This is a genomic window from Streptococcus mitis, from assembly GCF_047464035.1.
Classification (GTDB): domain Bacteria; phylum Bacillota; class Bacilli; order Lactobacillales; family Streptococcaceae; genus Streptococcus; species Streptococcus mitis_DX.
In genome coordinates, this window is sequence record NZ_JASHCQ010000002.1 from 133,993 (window position 1) to 154,248 (window position 20,256).

The 20,256-nt window shown below is 41.7% G+C and carries 15 protein-coding genes and 1 pseudogene; all 16 read right to left on the minus strand.

Annotation, left to right across the window (positions count from 1 at the left end):
* Positions 1–279 precede the first annotated feature (279 nt).
* Positions 280–708: pseudogene (locus QM818_RS01510) on the minus strand (Rpn family recombination-promoting nuclease/putative transposase); the annotation flags it as partial.
* Positions 695–1,585 carry an Rpn family recombination-promoting nuclease/putative transposase gene (locus QM818_RS01515; RefSeq protein ID WP_049551162.1) on the minus strand — a complete coding sequence of 297 codons (891 nt, stop codon included), beginning with the start codon at positions 1,583–1,585 and terminating at the stop codon, positions 695–697. The gene QM818_RS01515 and the pseudogene QM818_RS01510, both read right to left, overlap by 14 nt.
* 100 nt (positions 1,586–1,685) lie before the next feature.
* Complete coding sequence (locus QM818_RS01520) at positions 1,686–3,374, minus strand: alpha-L-fucosidase (RefSeq protein WP_414299827.1); 1,689 nt, start codon at positions 3,372–3,374, stop codon at positions 1,686–1,688.
* 1 nt (position 3,375) lies between these two features.
* Positions 3,376–7,164: an Ig-like domain-containing protein gene (locus QM818_RS01525; protein WP_414299828.1), complete on the minus strand. Its 3,789-nt coding sequence runs from the start codon at positions 7,162–7,164 to the stop codon at positions 3,376–3,378.
* A 184-nt stretch (positions 7,165–7,348) separates the two neighbouring features.
* Positions 7,349–8,233: an SPFH domain-containing protein gene (locus QM818_RS01530; RefSeq protein ID WP_004235732.1), complete on the minus strand. Its 885-nt coding sequence runs from the start codon at positions 8,231–8,233 to the stop codon at positions 7,349–7,351.
* A gap of 164 nt (positions 8,234–8,397) precedes the next feature.
* The gene (gene adcA, locus QM818_RS01535; protein WP_229294435.1) at positions 8,398–9,903 is read right to left on the minus strand and encodes a zinc ABC transporter substrate-binding lipoprotein AdcA; all 1,506 of its coding nucleotides are present in this window, start codon (positions 9,901–9,903) and stop codon (positions 8,398–8,400) included.
* A 9-nt stretch (positions 9,904–9,912) separates the two neighbouring features.
* Positions 9,913–10,719: a metal ABC transporter permease gene (locus QM818_RS01540; protein WP_000950030.1), complete on the minus strand. Its 807-nt coding sequence runs from the start codon at positions 10,717–10,719 to the stop codon at positions 9,913–9,915.
* Positions 10,712–11,416 carry a metal ABC transporter ATP-binding protein gene (locus QM818_RS01545; protein WP_001269496.1) on the minus strand — a complete coding sequence of 235 codons (705 nt, stop codon included), beginning with the start codon at positions 11,414–11,416 and terminating at the stop codon, positions 10,712–10,714. Before QM818_RS01545 ends, QM818_RS01540 begins: the two co-directional genes overlap by 8 nt.
* Positions 11,416–11,856 carry a zinc-dependent transcriptional regulator AdcR gene (gene adcR, locus QM818_RS01550; RefSeq protein ID WP_001249308.1) on the minus strand — a complete coding sequence of 147 codons (441 nt, stop codon included), beginning with the start codon at positions 11,854–11,856 and terminating at the stop codon, positions 11,416–11,418. The genes QM818_RS01545 and adcR overlap by 1 nt, the downstream gene beginning before the upstream one ends.
* A 153-nt stretch (positions 11,857–12,009) precedes the next feature.
* Positions 12,010–14,028: a cell surface ecto-5'-nucleotidase Nt5e gene (gene nt5e, locus QM818_RS01555; RefSeq protein ID WP_084928022.1), complete on the minus strand. Its 2,019-nt coding sequence runs from the start codon at positions 14,026–14,028 to the stop codon at positions 12,010–12,012.
* Between the two features lie 140 nt (positions 14,029–14,168).
* Positions 14,169–15,437 (minus strand): D-alanyl-lipoteichoic acid biosynthesis protein DltD, encoded by a 1,269-nt coding sequence (dltD, locus tag QM818_RS01560; protein WP_084928023.1) that lies wholly within the window; start codon positions 15,435–15,437, stop codon positions 14,169–14,171.
* Positions 15,430–15,669 (minus strand): D-alanine--poly(phosphoribitol) ligase subunit DltC, encoded by a 240-nt coding sequence (gene dltC, locus QM818_RS01565; protein WP_000351967.1) that lies wholly within the window; start codon positions 15,667–15,669, stop codon positions 15,430–15,432. Before dltC ends, dltD (QM818_RS01560) begins: the two co-directional genes overlap by 8 nt.
* Positions 15,670–15,681: 12 nt before the next feature.
* Positions 15,682–16,926, minus strand: coding sequence for a D-alanyl-lipoteichoic acid biosynthesis protein DltB (dltB, locus tag QM818_RS01570; protein ID WP_414299829.1), 1,245 nt, complete (start codon positions 16,924–16,926; stop codon positions 15,682–15,684).
* Complete coding sequence (dltA, locus tag QM818_RS01575; protein WP_414299830.1) at positions 16,923–18,473, minus strand: D-alanine--poly(phosphoribitol) ligase subunit DltA; 1,551 nt, start codon at positions 18,471–18,473, stop codon at positions 16,923–16,925. The genes dltB and dltA overlap by 4 nt, the downstream gene beginning before the upstream one ends.
* A gap of 20 nt (positions 18,474–18,493) precedes the next feature.
* A complete protein-coding gene (locus QM818_RS01580; RefSeq protein WP_004262018.1) occupies positions 18,494–18,625 on the minus strand; it encodes a teichoic acid D-Ala incorporation-associated protein DltX in 132 nt (43 codons plus the stop codon).
* A 449-nt stretch (positions 18,626–19,074) separates the two neighbouring features.
* Complete coding sequence (dltD, locus tag QM818_RS01585) at positions 19,075–20,247, minus strand: D-alanyl-lipoteichoic acid biosynthesis protein DltD (RefSeq protein ID WP_261038936.1); 1,173 nt, start codon at positions 20,245–20,247, stop codon at positions 19,075–19,077.
* Positions 20,248–20,256: the final 9 nt, after the last annotated feature.

The window sequence follows — 20,256 nt, forward strand, 5'->3', positions numbered from 1 at the left end:
AAAGCATTTTGGGAAATTAAGGAATTTTCAGATAAATTCACTTTGTATGTTTTTTGTTTTTTATGAATAAATAATTCACATGTTTTTATAACAGCTTTGCTTTTGTTTTAATTGCATTCTCAAAGATAGCGCATTCATATAGGATTGGTAGAAAAATAAATAAGTTTGAAGGGTGAAACAAATTACTTTTGTACGGCATAAGAAAAAATTATTCGTAAAACATATGAACCAAAAATAAAACATGCTACCTCATTTCGGTAACATGTCATCACTTTCTACTTACAACAAGGCCTCGAACTCAGCGACTGACATACCTAGCTGTTGACTGGCAACTTCAGAAGTCAAAAGACCTTGGCTGACTAGATTTACTAAGCCTACTTTTAATCCCTCTTCGATACCCTCTGCTCGACCACGTTCTAAGCCCTTTTCTTCAGCTTGTTCCAAGGCATAGTCCTGTGCTAACAAGGCTTGTTCTTCGCGCATACGTAGTTGACTAAACATCTTCCTGTCCTCCTCGGACCAGCTCTTATAGTCTAGCAGTTGGTCTGCTTGGCTGATGGCTCGCTCAGGTTGCTGGGTAAAGGGTTTATTCCCGAAAAACTCCAACCACGGTTTGCGAATGCTATCTTTGCTGGTTTCTCTGTATTTTTTTAATTCCAAGAATGCCATCTTGACCAGATGATTTTCTTGACCATTATTTGTGATAGTCTTTCAATAGCGCCTCAAACTCAGCCACGGTCATGCCTAATTGCTCACTCGCAAATTCGGAAGTTAGAACATGTTGGCGTACTAAATCTAGAAAGGTAAAAATTTTCCCACGTTCTAAACCTTTTTCTTCAGCTTGTTCCAAAGCATAGTCTTGTGCTAACAATGCTTGTTCTTCGCACATACGTAGTTGACTAAACATCTTCCTGTCCTCCTCAGACCAGCTCTTGTAGTCTAGCAGTTGATCTGCTTGGCTGATGGCTCGCTCAGGTTCTTGGGTAAAGGGCTTATTCCCGAAAAACTCCAACCACGGTTTGCGAATGCTATCTTTGCTGGTTTCTCTATATTTTTTTAATTCCAAGAACGCCATCTTGACTAGATGGTTTTCCTGACCGTTGTTTGTAATTGTTAAAACCTCACCTGTCGTATCCTCTCGCATACTAAAGCTATGAAAAGCCAAGTCATCTGAGAAGTAGTTGCTATCTACGATTGCGATAGCGTATACTGGTGCAATGTGTTTGTAACTCTGGTGAGTATTTCCTTCTTGCTGGCGAATTTTTTCTAGGTTTTGATTGATCTGACTACATAGATAAGCCCATAGGCGATTGATGAAAAAATTCTGATGATGTACCTGAATCTCAATAATAACTTGCGTCCCATTATCCAACTCCGCCAAGACGTCTATACTAGTGTAGAAATTCTGCGCCGAGTAGGGCAGGGAAGGCAAGACATGAATGTTACTTCCCTCCAAAATGGTCACATTTTTGGCTGGTAAATCCAACATATCACGAATAAATTGACAAGTGATTTCTGGATTGCTAAAGATTTTCTTAGCAACCAAATCATTGGTCGGGCTGATACCCGGATGTCTTAAAATCATCCATTTCCTCCTTCTATTATACCATATTTTTAAATCTAATTTTGCTAGATTCGATGGTTCTATCTATTTATTCGAAAAGGAAATGAATTGTGAAGATATTTTATCTCGTTTCAACTAAAATATGAGCTTGATCAACCAGCTGTCCATCAACAGTCAGATTCAGATAGAAATCCAAGGTCTTGTCGGCAGCAAAATACAGGGTTGGTATGGTCAGGTCTTTTTTGCTTTCCCCAGCTTGGAATTGAAGGACTTGAATTTCGTCCTGATAGGCGACACCATGGACACCTGTCCCCGGTTGGATCGAAATCTTAGTCTCTAAAGGAGTACTACTTTCGCTACGTTCAATCCTAAAATGAAGAGTCTCTCCCTTTGTCACAGCTAGACTTTTTTCTACAAATGCTAGCCCCTGAACAACTACTTTTTGTGATAACCTCGGAGTTTTATAGAGTGAAATCTTGGTCAATACAGGCTTAGATTGCGCCTCGGTAATCATCACGCGCACCTTCTGTGCCTCTACTAGCGGACCTCGCAGGAGACGCTTATGACCAACTGTAAAGCCTGTACCAAATTCTTGCCAGACGCCATCCATCTCTACTTGCACATGAAAAGCAGCGATTCGTTGCCCTAGCTTCAAATCTTCTCTTAACTCAATTACATCAAAAGTTTTAGGAGAACCTAAGTCGAGTTCTAACTGGATGGGCAAGCCTACATCACTTGCCCAAGAGCTGGTCTCAAGACCATCTGTCAGATGGTGACAAGCGAAGTCTGCGGAAAGAGCTGGACCAAATACCTCAGCTCCCAGAGCCAAATCTTCTTTATAGAGCTCATTGCGATAGGCAGCAAATTCATAAAGTCGTTCAATATCCTTTGCATCAAATAGCCCAGCTTGATTCGGCGGAATATTAAGTAGGAGCGGGGTTCCTCTCCCCACTGAGTGAAAATAGATTTCGACCAACTCCTCAAGAGACTTAGAATCCTGGTCCTCATGGTAAAACCAACCTGGCCGGATGGAAACATCTGCCTCTCCGATTGAAAAAATCGTACCTGAGGGATCTCCATGCTGAAGATAGTCCAGCTCTGCTTCTGTTCCTAGTTTGTCAGAATTCACCTTTTGCCACAGTGGATCACCTGCATACCCTCGTTCATTGCCAATCCAGCGGATACTGGTGCCTTCTGTTGAAAAAATCAAGCAATCTCCCTGTAGCTCACGAATGGTTTCAAACCATTTCTCAAATTCATAATTGACCTTTTGAGCGCCCTCTCCTCTGGCACCATCCATCCAGACCTCAGCAAATTTCCCTCCATTTCCATAGGCAGGATTTGATAAGATTTCCTTCAGCTGAGCCAGATAATAGGCATTATAGTCCGCTTCTCGCTCCACATGATAGAGAGGACTGTGGGCATCCCAAGGCGATAGGTAGACCCCCATATCCATATCAAACTCCGTGGCAGCTTGGGATACTTCAAGGAGCAAGTCCCCCTCTCCATTCCTCCAAGGACTGGCCTTGACCGAATAATCTGTGTGAGCCGTCGGATAAAGGACAAAGCCGTCATGGTGCTTGACCACCAAAATCAACTTTTTAAAGCCCGTTTCCTTGAGCACGCGAACCCACTCACGCGCATCTAACCTTGTCGGATTAAAGCGTTCAGGATCTTCCTGACCTGTCCCCCATTCCTGATCATAAAAGGTATTTGGGCCAAAATGGATAAAGGCTGCTAGTTCATCCTCTAAATAAGCTAGCTGGGTCTGACTAGGCAAGGGCCCATGCGGTTTTATTTCTCTTACCATATTACTTCCTATCTACATTTTTCTTTACTTTTTTGGCATGTACTTGCAATTCTGTTAAGGCTAGGGGACTAGTCAAGCCTTCAAATCGAAGCCGAAGGGCATAGGTTTCCACCTTGTCAAATTCAAAACGAAGCTCCTCATCCTTGTCGCTTGACACTTTTCGGATAGCTGATACAGGGCGCCAATTCTGCTCTTGCTTGAGCAGGGAATCCTTATCCAAATGGTTGGGAGTCCGAAGCAGGCTAGGCTCATTCCCTATGTAATAATCAATAAAGCTTGGCTCCACCGCCACATAGTCTTGATTTTCAACATAATACACGGTCAGGTTATCCACAAATCGCGGTTTTAAAATCCCTGCATCTCCAAACAGAATACCGACGCTAGCCTGCTCTGACTTGGTAATCCAAGTATTGGCTGTCGATTTCTTCCTAGCAATAACCTTGTCATTGAGGTAAGAGGCTGGATGATTCGGTTCTGAGTGGGAAGCAAAGACCAGAGGCAGGTTAGATCCTGTCCACTGATTGGAAATAACTTCCCCATCTACACTGGCATCTGTCACATGAATGGTGACTGTTGCTGGCAACTCACAGCCCGCTACTTGCCCTGTGAGCACATATTTTCCTACCTGAGCATAGACTTGAGGATTGAGTTCATCCCAAGTCACCTTGGTCGTATCTCGTCTGCCATCTGATAAGACTAGCTTGACTCGGTCTGGTAAATGTGGGGCTTCCTTAACAAGCGTCCAAACCCTTTCAGGCTCAATAGCGCAAATCCCTTGGACACAAACCTGAGCAGAAGCCTTTAAATCCAGCCCTTCCAGCTGACCAGATACCGTAAATTCATGAAATTTTTCCAAATCTTCTTTAGGAATTTCCTCCCAGACAACCTTGACTCGTTTTGCACCGCCAAACTCATAGTCCACCAAAACTGAAGATGGAAGCTGTGGATAAGTTCCCTTATTTGTATACAAGCGAAGTGGTCGTGCAGAAACTGCCTGCCCTAGTGAGGTATTTTCTGCGACCTGCAAATGAGTTTGATAGGTTTTGCCTTGATACATGGCTCGGATAGCCAAGTCGCCAGCAGACAAACAATGAAGCACTCCCTGATTTATAATGGCCTGGGCACTACCACTCATCTCCCAAATCACTTCACTATTCCCCACCTTGTTCACAGGGTTATCCACAGTTTGTGGATAAAGTCCAATAGCTGGGGAATCCCCTTCTTGTAATCCGGCCTGCTTATCCACTCGAATCTCAAATAAGCGCTGATTTTTCACTGGCTGGCAATCAAAAGCCTCTCCCACTAAGAGATCAAAACTTGCTGTCTCTAGCCCTCTGGCACTGGCCTTTACTCTTACTTGGCCTGCCTGCTCCAAGCTCTGAACCAAAAGTACACCTCTGCCATGGAAGGCCTTCCTCTTAAACCGACCATTTTTCTGAGCCTGATAACGTTCACGACTGGCCTGCCTGCCGTTGTCCACACCTACAATACGAGCAGGGCCTTCAATTTCAAAATGAAGCTGATTGAAAGCACTCGGCACCCAATTTCCAGCTTGGTCCAATACATCAAAATAGAGATAAAGGAGATCTTGCCCATCTGGCTCCAGTTGTGATTTATCGGCATGTAACCCGATTTTGGCTGGCTTACCTGCAGTCACCACCCTATCTTCTGCTACAATCTGACCTTGACGGTCATAGGCTACAGCATGCAATTCTCCTGGTTGATAAGCCAAGCGCCATTCGAGATAGAGTTGGTCAGAACCTTCTCCCTCTTGGTATTTTCGACCGTCTGAAGTCCATTTTTCCTGAAAAGTCTTCCTACCTTGAGATTTTCCATTGAGAAATAGCTCTACTGAACCAGCATTTGAATACACTCGAACAGGGATATCCCCATACTTATCCACAACTTGTTGATAACTCTTGTGGATTTCCCAATTCCAGTGGGGCAGGATATGAACCATGGGATGCTGATCTAGGTCCAACCACTGACTTTGATAGAGATAATAGTCATTTTTAGGAATCCCTGCTGTATCCACGATCCCAAAATAAGAACTCTTGACAGGTGTGTCATTTTGATTGTGCCAAGGGGTCGGCTCACCGATATAGTCCACTCCTGTCCAAATAAACTGACCTGCGTAATCTAGCCGATTTCTATCTGCTATCCAAGAAGCTGTCGCTGTCTTCCCCCAAGGAACTCGATCATTACCATAGTCTGACTGTTCAAAATTCCGCACGTGGCGATTATCCCCAACCCATTCCTTAGCTGGGCGAAAATAGCTGTCACGCGTCCGTGTAGCCGATGAGGTTTCAGACCCATAAAGTCGCCACTTGGGATGTCTTTTGCGAATCCCATCAATATTATCTTCTGAGTAATTCAAGCCCACCACATCCAACAAATCAGCAATCTTTTCATGACCTCCAGAACCATCTCCAAATCGGAACTGATCCATTCCCATGGTCACAAAACGGCTATCATCAATCTCCTTAACCCTTTCTAGCAATCGTTTGATCGTCTTCAATGAATGAGCATCTCCATTTGCTTCACTGACTTCATTTCCTAAGGACCACATAAAGATTGCCGGATTGTTCTTACCACGCTCAATCATGGTACGCAAATCGTAATCCGACCAGAAATCACCTGCTTTCGCTTCTGGATGAGTCGCTTCTTCCTCAAAAAAACGACCATAGTCATATTCTTTCTTGCCTCCATACCAGGTATCAAAGGCTTCTTCTTGGATGAGTAGCCCCATTTTGGTGGCTATATCTAGTAAGATACTACTAGCTGGATTATGGGTAATTCGAATCGCATTGACACCCATTTCCTTCATCTGGCGAAAGCGTCTCTCAGCAGCTGACCTGTTTTCCACAGCTCCCAACGCTCCATAGTCATGGTGCAGACAAACCCCATGAATCTTCAACCAGCGACCATTTAGAAAGAAGCCCTTATCCGCATGCCAATCCATATAGCGGTAACCAAAAGTCTCCTCTCCTTCATCAACCAAGACGCCATTTTTATAAAGACGAGTCTTCAATTGGTAAAGTTGAGGATAGTCAATATCCCAAAGTAAGGGTTGAAAAATTGATATTGCTTGTTGGAAAGAATGTTTGTCCCCAGACTCAATCACTACAGAATCTGTCGCCTGCCAGTCTGACAGCTGTTGTCCATCATACCAGATACTCTGCTCCAAATACACCGACACGGACTGAGGCCCATCATTTGAAACCTTGCTTTCAAGCTGGGTTTCCACCCAAGATTGCCTTTGTTCCTTTAGCTTGGGACTCGCTATCGTAGTCCCATACAAATCCAGATGAACTGCATCTGTAATCAACAACTTCACTTCTCGGTAAATACCGCTACCAGAGTACCAACGACTGCTAGGTTGCTGATTGTCGACAAAAACCGCAAGCTGATTGACCGTCCCATCATTTCTTAGATAAGGCGTGATATCATAAGAAAAGGGTGTATAGCCATTGGGATAATAGCCCAGCACTTGCCCGTTGATATAGACTTGGGCATTCATGTAAACCCCGTCAAAGAGCAAACGCACCGAAACAAGACTGGCATCTTCTTCCAAGTAAAACTGCGTCCGGTACCAAGCCTGACCCCCGTTTAACTGACCACCCTCATTTTGCGCTGGCGAATACTGGTCAAAATCATTGTAAATACTCCAGTCATGTGGCACTTGAATAGCCTGCCAATTTTCTCTATGAAAATCCGACGATAAGGCCTCTTCTTTACCCATCTCCTGGCTAAAAAACCAGTGATTTCGTAAAACTTCTTCTCTTCTCATACAAGCATTCCTCTTTAAACGACTCGTTTTACTTGACTATAGCACAAAACAAAAGCGCTTTCAAGACTTCCTCCATCACTCCCTAAATACTCAGAAAAGATTCTATAATTTGTGGAGGAAGATTTTAATCCTCAAAGCTACAAGGGTAATACAAAAAGAGCCTGACTCCAGGCTCTTTAGTCTATTATTTCTTCTCAGCACGAAGGGCTGACAAGATTTGTGTACGGATATCATCCACACCATTTGGCGTATTTGGTAAAAAGATAGTCTGATTTCCTTTAGAGGCAAAGGTATTCAAGGTATCCAAATACTGGTTGGTCAAAAGAATGGACATGATTTGCTCTTCTGTCATACCAACATTGGCTTCCTTGAGTTCGGTGATAGACTCTGCCAACCCATCCACAATCGCCTTACGTTGTTGGGCAATCCCCACACCATGAAGGCGGTCTTTTTCTGCTTCGGCTTCAGCTGCAGTGACAATTTTAATCTTGTCAGCTTCCGCCAATTCTTGCGCTGCCACCCGCTTACGTTGCGCCGCATTGATTTCATTCATGGATTGCTTAACTTCTGCATCTGGTTCAACCTTGGTTATCAAGGTTTTCACGATAATATAACCATAAGTAGTCATTTCTTCTGCTACTTGGTGTTGGACTTCAAGGGCAATCTCATCTTTTTTCTCAAACAATTCATCCAAGGTTAATTTTGGAACAGAAGAGCGAAGAGCGTCTTCGATATAAGATTTAATCTGAGATTCTGGACGCATGAGTTTATAGTAGGCATCTGTCACGCTCTGCTCATTGACACGGTACTGAGTCGCTACATTCATCATAACGAACACATTGTCCTTGGTCTTAGTCTCAACCACAATATCGCTTTGCAACAAGCGCAACTGAATCCGCGCTGCAATCGAGTCAATCCCAAAAGGCAAGCGAATATGAATACCGCTATTGGCAACCTTTTGGTATTTCCCAAAGCGTTCAATAATCGCCACCGACTGCTGACGAACCACATAAACTGTACTCAGTGTGACTATCACCAATAGGAGCACACAAACCACCACAAAAATCATCAAAAATGTTGCCATTATCGTGACCTCCATCATTATTTTCCTGTATTATAGCACATTTAAAGAAGGCTGTGCAGTTTTTACTGCGATTTTTAAAAATAAAATGTTAACCATCTATTTTGTAACTAAAAAGGATAGCCTCATACAAAGCTATCCTTTGATTCTCATCAATGCGCCAACATTTCTTGGGCGATTTCTTGACCAGATAGGTTATCTGGGTAATAGGTTGGCCAGTTATCCATTTCTTCAAAGAGGGCTTCTTGGCTTGTGCCTCCAAAGAAGATATGGAAATGTTCTGCCTTAACTGGGGCGATATTATGGTCACTAAACTGAACATACTTGAATTGTCCAGCATCCGCATCTGTCGCTTCAAAGAGGAAGCGCACGCCACGATTTCCTTTCTTATAAGTCAAGATTTTCTTTCCAACATACTTGTAGGTGAATTTCTTACTTTGTCCACCTTGAACAAATTCCATAGTATTATCAGTAATGTTAATCTTAGTCACATCTGTCTGGTAGCCTTTTGTATAGTAAGCCTTGTACTCAGCCTGAGTCATCTTACCAGTCAACTTAGCCTTGTAGTCAAAGACTTGATCCAACGTGCCATCTTCAAGGAAAGGATAAACTGATTGCCAGTTACCTGCATAGTCACTCAAAGTGCGGTCCTTAACGTCTGCATCCTCAAAGTAACCATTTTGAACTGTCTTAGTATCCTCTGCCTTTTCGGGCTCAATTGCTGGGCCTTCTTGGTCCGTTGTTTGTTTTAGAGCCTTGAGGTTTTTCTCCATAACGGAAATGTAGTTTTCTCCAGCCTTGGTATCCTCTTCTGTCAGACTTTCTAAAGGATTAAGGACATCTGTTTTGACACCTGCCTCTTTTGAAAGTGTGTTAGCAAGGGCTTGAGAAGCATTTTCTTCAAAGTAGATATAGGCAATTTTATTTTTCTTGACATACTCTGTCAATTCTGCCAAGCGAGCAGCTGATGGTTCTGCATCTGGAGAGAGACCTGAGATTGCGACTTGTTTGAGTCCATAGTCCAAGGCAAGATAGTTAAAGGCTGCGTGTTGAGTCACAAAGCTCTTTTGTTTGGCTTGAGACAAGCCTTCTGCATAAGCCTTATCCAAGGCTTGCAATTTTTCGATATAGGCAGCAGCATTCTTTTCAAAGGTCTCTTTTTTATCAGGATAATCTGCTGATAAGCTATCACGGATGTGCTCTACAAGTTTAACGGCACGAACTGGTGATAACCAAACATGGGGATCGTACTCATGGTGATGGCCTTCTTCTCCATGGTCATGGTCTCCCTCTTCTTCCTCACCACCTGGCAAAAGCAACATATCGCCTGTCGCCTTGATGGTTTTGACCTTTTTCTTATCCAAAGTATCTAGCAATTTAGGGACCCATGTTTCCATGTTTTCATTTTCATAAACGAAGGTATCTGCGTCTTGGATTTTGGCAACTGCCTTGGCAGACGGTTCATATTCATGGGGTTCTGTACCAGCACCGATGAGGAGTTCTACATTAGCAGTATCTCCTGCGACTTGCTTGGTAAATTCATAGACAGGGTAAAAGGTTGTCACAATATTTAGTTTGCCATCTGCCTGCTTTTGATTGGAACAAGCCACTAAAAACAAGGCACATAGACTGGCGAACAATAAGCTAATTTTTTTCACGTTAGTCTCCTATTTGATAAAACGTCTTACTAAACTAATAAGTAAAAAGACAGTTACAAAAATAATGGTAATACTTGCACTTGCAGGTGTTTCTGCATAGTAGGAAATGTAAAGTCCTGCTACCATTCCCAAAAATCCAATAGCACTGGCAAGCAGCATAACCGATTTAAAGTTTTTCCCGAGACGCAGGGCAATACTGGCTGGCAAGACCATAATGGTCGATACCAGAAGAGCTCCCGCAGCTGGAATCATAAGGGCAATGGCCACCCCCGTCACCATGTTAAAAAGAATGGACATGGTACGAACTGGCAAGCCATCCACAAAGGCCGTATCCTCATCAAAGGTCAAAATGTACATCGGACGAAGGAAGAGGAAGGTCAAAATCAAAACAACCGCCGCAATGACAAAGAGGGAAATAACCTGCTCTTCGCTGATAGTCACGATTGAACCAAAAAGATACTGGTCCAAACTCATAGAACTCGAGCTTTTACCCTTGCTCATGACAATCAGAGAAACAGCCAGACCCGTTGACATGAGGATAGCTGTCCCGATTTCCATAAAGCTCTTGTAAACCGTACGGAGATACTCCAGAAAGACCGCCGCAATCAAGACAATAGCAATAGTGGAAATAGTCGGAGAAATCCCTAGTACCAGACCAAAGGCTACACCTGAAAGTGAGACGTGGCTGAGGGTATCACTCATCAAACTCTGACGGCGCAAGATAAGGAAGGTCCCCAATACTGGCGAGAAAAGACTCATGGCAATAACGGCCAGAAAGGCACGTTGCATAAAGTCATAAGATAACAAACTAAGCATGGCCCACCTCCTGATCATTCTCATGAACGTTGAAACAACGCCATGGCGAGTCTTGGTTACGGACTAGATGAATATTGCGGTCCGCATAGTCCTTAACTTCTTCAGGGTCATGAGTAATCATCAAAACAGCCTTGCCATGATGATGGGCGCTGTGGTGCATGAGTTCGTAAAATTCGTTTTTACTTCCTGCATCCATCCCCGTTGTCGGCTCATCTAGGATAAACACATCTGGATCCGAAGCAAACATACGTGCGATCACCGCTCGCTGCTTTTGTCCTCCAGATAGAGAACCCAAGCGTTTGTCTCGGTGTTCCCACATGCCAACTGAATCCAGACTAGCCTTGATATGCTCCTCATCATGAGCATTCAAGCGACGGAACCAGCCTTTTCGTGGATAACGACCCGACTTGACAAATTCGTAAACCGTACTTGGAAAACCCGCATTAAAACTGGCAATCTGTTGAGGAAGGTAGGCTATTCTCAATTTCTTACCCTGTGTATTTGTCTTTGAAATAGTCACCTTGCCAATGCGTGGTTGGAGGATACCAAGACTAGCCTTGATCAGTGTCGTCTTAGCTGCCCCATTCTCCCCCGTCAAGGTAACAAATTCCCCACTATCAACACTATAATTGATATGTTCAAGAACGGGCTCCTTATCATAATAGAAGGATAAATCCTCTACCGTAATATATCTCATTATTTGATTTCTCCTACTAAAGCAGTCAAAAACCGCTGGATCACTTTTTGTTCATTTGGAGTAAACTGAGTCGCCACTTGTTCATAGGTTAAAAGTGTATGCTCATGGTGATGGTGGTGCTCCTCAGCAATTGGGCGAGCCAAATCAGTCAATTGATAAAAAATCACACGCGCATCCTTCGGATCTTTAGATGTTTCCAACATCCCTTCCTTGACCAAAGACTTAATGGCCTTGGTAACTGCTGCCTGACTGACATTGAGGCGACGCGCCAATTCTGAATTTGTTAAAGATTCCTCTGACAAGAGCATGAGAATATGCTCCTGGGTATTGGTCAGGGCCACCTCGCTAGTACAATGACCTATTAGGATTTCATGCTGATTTTCTGCCTGCAAAATCACCTCATTCAAAAAAGCATCGATATCCTTCGCTAGCTGTCTCATATTTGACTCCTTTCCTTTTAGACTTCTCTTTTTTAAGAGAAAATACTATTCTTTGAAATTATTTACTGGTTAATTATATCACAACCAAAAAAAGAGTCAAGGGAAAGAGCTATAAAAACGTTTCCCTAGACTCCTATAGATTTGAAATTTAACTTATTTTTGCTGTGATTTTCGACTTACAAAGATACCTGCTAACCCTGCGACCATTCCCATGAAAAGCAAGAAAATAGATTGTTCACTACCTGTATTTGGAAGAACTTTTTCTGAAACGACTTCCTTCTTGCTAAATTGACCTGCCACCTCATAAGAAACTTTCACAGTAGTATTTGCATCACCTGTAGCTGCATCCGTTTGAGAAGTTTCTGTAGGTAGACTAAAGTTTTTAGAATCGACAGAAATCGTCCGTGAGTTTGGATTAATCTTTTCATACTGACTCAAATCAGCGGTTTTCAAATATTCTTCAAAGGCTGCATCCATAGAAGGACCTTCTTCTCGTGCATCACCTAACATAGTGTAGCCATCGCCTCCTGCAGCTAGGAAATCATTGGTTGCGAGATAGTAGATTTTTGCGAGATCAAGGAGCTCATAACGACTAGTCGCGCGATTTTTAACCTGGATTGCCAAAACACGTTTGCCTGATGGTAAGTTAGTATCATAGTAGACCTTCACACCTGAAACTTGCAAGAAGCCACCACTTGGTTCTAGCAATGGTTGTCCGTTCTCATCCAAGACCTTCTTGCCATCCTTATCGACCTGCAAGATAGATCCGAGTGATTTTTCAAACATATCCAAAACTTGTTGCCCAGTCACTTGGATTTGTGAGATGGTATTTCCAAATGGAAGAACGGCAATGACATTTCCTTTCGTAATCGGTTTGCCTTTTGCAATGGTTTCACGCAAGCCACCACCATTTGTCACAGCGATGTCTGTCGGATGGCTAAATCCTGTCTGACCGTACTGATAGAGGGAGTCTGCTACGACGTTTCCGAGGTTGGTTTCACGAACCCGAACATTTTCACGATCTCCGTTGAGTTCTACAGGGCTGTTTGAAACGACTTCAACAGCATTTTCAGCATCGTATTTTTGTTTAATGTCTTTGACTAGTTTTTCAACTGTTGGATTTGATGGTAGTTTTTTGGCATCAGCAGCCGCAATCTGAGTTGGATTTCCCAAAAGCTGGCGTGATTTGTAGGTGATTTTCCCTACATTATGAAGGTAGCTTCCTGTCTGGCTATAGGTAACATTTTCCCCATAGGTTGTTGATTCTACTGTATGAGAGTGAACATCGATTACTGTTACGCGTTTCCCTTTCAAACGAGGATTTTTAGACAAGGCTTCTGCCAAAGTTGAACCACGCCATTCGACTGGTGTTGTCGTATCTACACCTAAGTGAGCGAGGACGACATAGTGTTTGTAGTCCTTGCCTTCGGAACTTGACTTGGCTTGCACTTCTTCAATAACCTTATTCACCTCTGTGATTGGATCTGTAAAGGTTACCCCTTTGACATTTTTAGGGTGAGTTTTGGTAGCTGTTTCCGGTGTTGTCACGCCAATTACAACAAACTCATCACCTTCCACAGTCTTATCTTTGTCAACGATTGTAGAAGATTCAAAGAGACGGGTACCATTGACATAGGTATTTGAGCTAAGTAATGGGAATTTCAAGATTTCCTTGTATTTCTTAGCTTCATCTAAACCAAAGTCAAACTCATGGTTTCCTACTGCCATGGCATCATACTGCATCTGATTGAGAATTTCGGCGCGTGCTTCACCCTTTGTAGAGTTGGAAATCGGTAAACCTTGGAAGGCGTCTCCAGCATCTACGACGAGAGTATTTTGATTTGATTTCGCGCGTTCCTGCTCGATAACAGTCGCTAGCTTGGCATCTCCAATAACGCCCTTTTCCTCTACGATACGACCATGAACATCATTGGTGTGTAAGATAACGGTGTCTTTTTCTTCGTTTTTAGTAGACTCAACAGGAGCTTCCTTTGCTTCCTCAGAAACAGTAGGTGTGGGAGTCCCCGACTCTGTTGTTGGAGCCGCGGGAGCTACTACAGCAGGTGACTTCTCTATAGAACTAGCCGTTTCATCAGCATAAGCATGCCCAGCCAATAAGACTGGGACCAATAGGGCTGACGATAAGACAGGTAACAAGAAACGTTTATTCATTTTTAAATCCCTTTATTTTTCTCATTCATACTATATTATACGCTATTTACAAAATTTTTGAAACTTTCAACATATTTTTTACTAAAATATTCGTAATTTAACAAAAAAGCCTGAACTGAAAAATTCAAGCTTGAATCAATTTATTGAAATTCTTTGACATCTCCATCGTATGTCGCCCAGTCTTTGCTGAAAAAGCGCTCATTCAGATGGTAAGTCGGAGCTGGTGTGGGATTGGATAGGAAAGGATCAACTGCCTTGTCAAAAGCTAACCAACCCAACCAACCAAGGTGAATGGTATCCTTCATAAAGAAAGGCTCCCCACCATCTTTAGAAAAATCTGCTATATTGGTAAAACCTTGACTTTCTAACTGATAGCGAATCTTCTGTACCGTTTGTTGGTACATATTTTCATCCAATCCTGTAAAATCCATCCATTTTTTATTTACGGGAGGAATCACAAACATTACATTGACCTTTGATTTGGCAAACTGATTTAGAACTAACTGCAAGTCACTGTACTCGGATGATTTAAGGTAATTATAACTAGTCTGTGATCCTTTTAACTTTTTCAAATAGTCTCTGATTTGTGTATCATAGAAATGATTATCTATACTAAATTCATTATTAGAAGTATTTTTTTCTGCATCTGCTTTGACAGCATCTTCTATTTTTTGATAAGAAAACTGGTCTGGAATAGTATTCAAATATTTATCAACATGTTCTTTATATTTCAACCACTGTCTGATTGAGAACTGTCCAAAAAAATTTGCTTGTTTCTGATTGATTAGAGCGCTAATCTTTATACGAATATGATCGAACTCTGAAAGAGACTCATTATTAGCAATTTTTTGTATTATATCTTTCATTGATACATTTGGAAACTGTTTTAATAATCTCTTAGATGCATGCTGACTACTAATATCTCCTGATTGATTTTCTAAAAAGGAAGTTAATTGGTCACTATTAAAATACGATTGAAATACTGCAGATTCATAATCTTTTTCTGTAAACCATTGGGGAGATATAACAAATACGACTTGCTTATTCTCTATTTCTGGCAACATCTGTTGCATTCCAAAATACTGGTTTAGCGATGCAGCTCCACTCTGTCCTAAAAGATAAGGACGATAGGAGCGATTGTATTTCTCAGCCAATACTGCAGGATGAGCACCATCAAAACGAAGCCACTCACTTGAACCAAAGAAAGGTATAAATCGGATAGAAGTATCAGACAAAGCTTTTGATTTTTGATTTCGTTCTCTAAAACTTTCTGCAGTAACAGAAGCTGCCGAATGCTTTTCAGATACAATGTCATGTCTAATACTTGCAGGATAATAGCATATAACCAAAATAACCAACAAGCCAGCTATCAAGACCGGTCCGAAGATCATCCATAAGCGTTTAAGCATTTTGTAGCTCCACAATGCCAGCTATGATTTTATTGGCTGTATTCCAGTCGTCGCGACCAAACTCTGTTACAGGGACGCGAATGTCAAAACGGTTTTCAATCTCCACAATCAACTCAACCGTGCCCATGCTATCCAAGACACCTGCATCAAAAAGATCTTCATCCATCATGTCAGAAACATCTTCCATAAACAACTCATCAATAATTTCGATAACTTCTGATTTGATATCCATATTTTATTTCCTTTATTTTTTAAACCATAAATCATTCAAGAATCCAGAAAAGATTAAGAATGACAGCATGACGACATGGAAGGTGACAACCATGCCAAGCAACTGAATCCAGCGATTCTCAGGTAGAGCAGCTTTCCCTGATTTTTTCCGCTCCTTATTGAGCGTTTTTTTCTTGCGAATCCAAGCGTCATTGATGACCAAGCCCAGTCCATGAAAGAGGCCATAGGCGATATAGTACCAGGTCACACCATGCCAAAATCCCATAATCAGCATATTTACAATATAGGCCAGGCTTGAGGTTACATTGCGATTCTTAAAGACCTTCTTTCTGGTTAACACCATGACCATTCGCATAAAGACAAAGTCACGGAACCAGAAAGAGAGACTCATATGCCAGCGATTCCAAAATTCCTTTAAATCCCTTGATAAAAAAGGCTTATTAAAGTTGATGGGGCTACGGATTCCCATTAAGTTTGAGATAGCCAAGGCAAACATAGAGTAACCTGCAAAGTCAAAGAAGAGCTCCAAACCAAAGGTATACATAACTGCCAAGGCATAGGGGTTAAAGAAGCCACCTGACTGCAGGGCTAGATTCTTCAGAGGAGGTAGTAAAGTTTCTCCTAAAACATGAGCTAGGATAAACTTATATAAAAATCCCCACATAATATAGCGAACAGATTCATCCAGCATATCCATCAACTCATCCCGCTCAGGAATGGTCTGATAATTTTCATTAAAACGCTTAAAGCGATCGATTGGACCACTTGAAAAAGTCGGCATGAAGAGAAGAAAACGGAGGAATTCCCAGAGGGTAAAATCCTTAATCACTCCATCTCTCAGCTCGATGATAATCCCAACCGAACGAAAGGTCAGGTAAGAAATTCCCAAAAACCCAAGCAAAGACTGTGTTCCATTGATAGCTGGCTGCACCTTGACAAAGATAATCGGAAGGAGGGATAGAAAGCTAACTAGGTAGAAGACCCACTTGCCATCCTTGCTTTTTCGATAATGCTTGTAGAAAAGCAGGAGCAATATTTCCCAGCAAAGGTAAATACCCAAGGCAGCCAACTGATTGGTCTTCCCACCTACCAACATGGTGACGATAAAGAAGAGACTAACCAATACCTCGTACCAGGCAAAGCGTTTCTTGAAAAAGAGACCGATAAAGATGGGCAAGGTTGCAGCAATCACATAGACAAAATACTGAGGATTCCCATATGGCTCTAAATGAGGAAGCTGTTGAAAGAACTCCATCATCTCTTATTCACCTCGTTAATCAATCCTTTGATGTCAATTTTTCCATTTGGAGTCAGTGGCAGACTGTCTCGATAAAGGAACTTAGACGGCATCATGTAGGACATCATGATGTCTGTCAGGTCTTCCTTGATGGCCTTGGTAATATCGATATCTCGCTCAAACTGCTCACGAACACCGTCTTTTAAGATGACATAAGCCAATAGATTTTGTACCTTGTGGTCCTTGTTATATCGCGGTACTGCGACAGCAGATTCGATAAAGCGAGACTTGTTGAGGTTTTGAGAAACATCTTCTAACTCAATGCGATAACCGTTGAACTTAATCTGGAAGTCCATACGTCCACCGTAAAGAAGTAAGCCTTCATCTGTCATAGTTCCCACATCTCCTGTATGGTAGGCTGGTAGACCTTCAAACTCAAAGAAGGCTTCTGCCGTTTTTTCAGGATTGTTCATATAGCCTTTTGAAACAGCTGGCCCAGAGACAATGATTTCTCCCTGTTCGCCATTTGGCAGTTTATTACCTTCCTCATCAATGATAAAGGTTGGAGAATCAGCCTTGGTATAGCCGATTGGTAGACGTTTGAGAGTCGCTAGCATCTCATCTGTCACGGCAACTGCTGACAGGGCCACTGTCGCTTCTGTTGGGCCGTAAGCATTGATAATACGGGCATTTGGGAAACGCTCGCGCAGTTTTTGAGCTGTTTTAACCGTCAATTCTTCGCCATCAAAGTAGAAATGCGTGATTCCAGGCATTTTCTTACTATTAAAGTCTTCAGACAACATGGCCATATCCGCAAAAGAAGGGGTTGATGTCCAGATAGCGATTGGCAATGAAAAGATGGTCGCAAAGAGTTGCTTAAAGTCCTGAGTAATAGCTGAAGGAAGAGCGAAAAGTGTACCACCAAGTGCTAATGTCGGTGCCCAGTACATGACAGACAAGTCAAAAGAATAAGGTGGCTGAGCCAGCATTTGCGGACGACTTGGCGTCGCAAATTCCTTGTCCGTAATCATCCAGTTGGTAAAGCTGAGGAGGTTATCATGTGAAATCTGCACTCCCTTAGGCTTACCAGTTGTACCAGAAGTAAAGATAATGTAGTAGTTATCATCGCCCTTGACTGGATGCGTGATCTCATAGTTATTCTCTTGAGCAAAGGCTTCTTGAACCTGAGCTAGAGTCATCATTGGCGTAGAAACCTGCTCCAATGGAAAATCTGAGATGGCAATAATCAAACTTGGCTCCGCTACTTCTAAAATAGCTGAAACTCGCTCCAAAGCCGAATGGCTATCAATTGGAATGTAGGCATGACCTGACTTAGTCAGCGCTACAAAAGTTGCCAACATCTCATACTCTTGGCCTCCAAAAACAACCACAGGAGACTTCTCAGGCAAGCCTAGTTGGTCAATGGCTGCAGCCAAACTATCCGAATCAGCCTTCAAATCTCCATAAGTGTGTTCCTGCCCCAAAACATTGTAAACAGGATAGCTAGGCTGGGTCTGAGCAAAATGCTCAATGGTTTCAATCATATCTACTATTGGTTTATTTGACATAATAAGGATTCTCCTTCAAGTTAAAATTCATTATAGATAAAGCTTCCTTGACCCTGACCAAGATAGCTAAAAAAGTAAAGTAGCCCTAGAAAGATAATAAAATACAAGGCTGTCCGACCAAAAAAGAGGTACAATTCTTTTCTCTGTTTCATCAAGAAAAACCATTCATTTCTGTAATTTTCGCTAAAATAAAATCAATTTCTTACTAATTTATTTTCTGCTATTATACCACTTTATAGACTAGTTTTTCAATTGTTTACCCGTCTATTTTCACTACGTTTCAGTAACATTAATTTGTTCCACATGATTCTTTCTAATGATAGCTTGAGTGCTTTTCAGTATAGATTATATGGGGGCTACAACAAAGTAGGCTCCATACTACCTATAGAGGATTTCTCCACTATAAATATTATAGAGCCCTATCTTATGTCTCACTTTATCGGTGCAGTTCCCTTTATCTAGAGATTTTTATAGTATGTAATCCTAAAATTCACTATAGATAAATTCTTGAATGTTCGAAAAATCGGTCACAAAACAATAAATCACGATGCTTAAGATAACCGTATAGAAAAATAACGTCCACAAGATTAAACGGTGTGTGTTAGTTAGCTTGGTTTGCAAATTTGTAAAGTTCTTTTTCAACTTCCATCCATCCTTTCACTCCAACGTGCATCACGTCAAATAAAAAGTAATCATCATACTCTCTGTTTCCATAGTTTAGTACTGTTGCACCATGGCCTTTTGCAACATCTTCTATTTTTTTGTAAGTTTTTTCCCGCATCTCTCTTGAAACACCTGTGTAGTCGTTCCACTTCCCGTTTACTGGAAAAATAATGACTTCAACTTCAATTCCCAATTCCTTGGCAACTGTCAAGAAAAGTTCCATATCTGAATACTCTGGTGACTCCAAGTAGCTCAAATTTTTATTAGAATCTTTCAAAGATACATAGCGATCTTTCAAGTAGGTATTGTAGTAGTTGTTATCAACAGCATAGTCATTGTTGTTTGTTTTCTTTTTGACCTCTTCTACAAACTGATCCGTCAGCTGCCCCCAATCATAGTCTGGGGTTTTATCCCCTAGTGAAGGATAATCTGATTTGGCATGTTTTTGATAAAAAGTCTGTTTGAGTTTAAAGGAATAAATCGCATTATCGAACTCCAATAGTTTTTTATCAACAATCATTCCTTTCTCATCTATGAAATAACTTTTGTATTTTTTGTAGATGTCATTTTGTTGCTTGTTTCCCTTGGTAATATCAATAATCCGATTGATTAATTTTTTTTTCGTTTCCTTACTAATCTTATCATTATCTAGCATGTGGAAAATATGTTCCTGAGAAGCCTTGTTCAAAAAGGCATCTTGATGAGTCCCATCTTTTTCAAACCACTGAACAGACTCTACTATAGCTACTTTTCGCTTACTCATAGATCCCTCAATAGAACCCAAGGTCGTAGCCTGAATGATGTTTTGAGAATAGCTGGTCCCAATCTGCATGATATTAAAATCGTTGTAGTTAAAAATTTTATTGGGATGATAGTCTTCATTTATAGTCGCAACCAACTCCGAAGAACCCAATAAAACCAGTGTATTGGCAGTAATATTGCTTGTCAGAATATCTCTACTTTTATACTTTTCATACGAAGTGCTATAGCGAATACTGTTATCCTTTACTTTATAATAATCATCAATCTTCTTGACGTATGTCACATTTAAAAGGGCAAGCGTCGCAATTACAAGCACTAGCGATAGCAAAAATGCTTTTAGTTTAATCATCTCGTTTTA

What these genes read in the sequence shown, in the direction of transcription:
- QM818_RS01540 (WP_000950030.1), bottom strand. Translation starts at nt 10,719, where the DNA reads ATGCTTAGTTTGTTATCTTATGACTTTATGCAACGTGCCTTTCTGGCC.
- dltC (WP_000351967.1), bottom strand. Translation starts at nt 15,669, where the DNA reads ATGGATATCAAATCAGAAGTTATCGAAATTATTGATGAGTTGTTTATG.
- QM818_RS01530 (WP_004235732.1), bottom strand. Translation starts at nt 8,233, where the DNA reads ATGATTTTTGTGGTGGTTTGTGTGCTCCTATTGGTGATAGTCACACTG.
- dltB (WP_414299829.1), bottom strand. Translation starts at nt 16,926, where the DNA reads ATGATGGAGTTCTTTCAACAGCTTCCTCATTTAGAGCCATATGGGAAT.
- QM818_RS01580 (WP_004262018.1), bottom strand. Translation starts at nt 18,625, where the DNA reads ATGAAACAGAGAAAAGAATTGTACCTCTTTTTTGGTCGGACAGCCTTG.
- dltA (WP_414299830.1), bottom strand. Translation starts at nt 18,473, where the DNA reads ATGTCAAATAAACCAATAGTAGATATGATTGAAACCATTGAGCATTTT.
- dltD (WP_084928023.1), bottom strand. Translation starts at nt 15,437, where the DNA reads ATGCTTAAACGCTTATGGATGATCTTCGGACCGGTCTTGATAGCTGGC.
- nt5e (WP_084928022.1), bottom strand. Translation starts at nt 14,028, where the DNA reads ATGAATAAACGTTTCTTGTTACCTGTCTTATCGTCAGCCCTATTGGTC.
- QM818_RS01545 (WP_001269496.1), bottom strand. Translation starts at nt 11,416, where the DNA reads ATGAGATATATTACGGTAGAGGATTTATCCTTCTATTATGATAAGGAG.
- QM818_RS01525 (WP_414299828.1), bottom strand. Translation starts at nt 7,164, where the DNA reads ATGAGAAGAGAAGAAGTTTTACGAAATCACTGGTTTTTTAGCCAGGAG.
- QM818_RS01520 (WP_414299827.1), bottom strand. Translation starts at nt 3,374, where the DNA reads ATGGTAAGAGAAATAAAACCGCATGGGCCCTTGCCTAGTCAGACCCAG.
- adcR (WP_001249308.1), bottom strand. Translation starts at nt 11,856, where the DNA reads ATGAGACAGCTAGCGAAGGATATCGATGCTTTTTTGAATGAGGTGATT.
- dltD (WP_261038936.1), bottom strand. Translation starts at nt 20,247, where the DNA reads ATGATTAAACTAAAAGCATTTTTGCTATCGCTAGTGCTTGTAATTGCG.
- QM818_RS01515 (WP_049551162.1), bottom strand. Translation starts at nt 1,585, where the DNA reads ATGATTTTAAGACATCCGGGTATCAGCCCGACCAATGATTTGGTTGCT.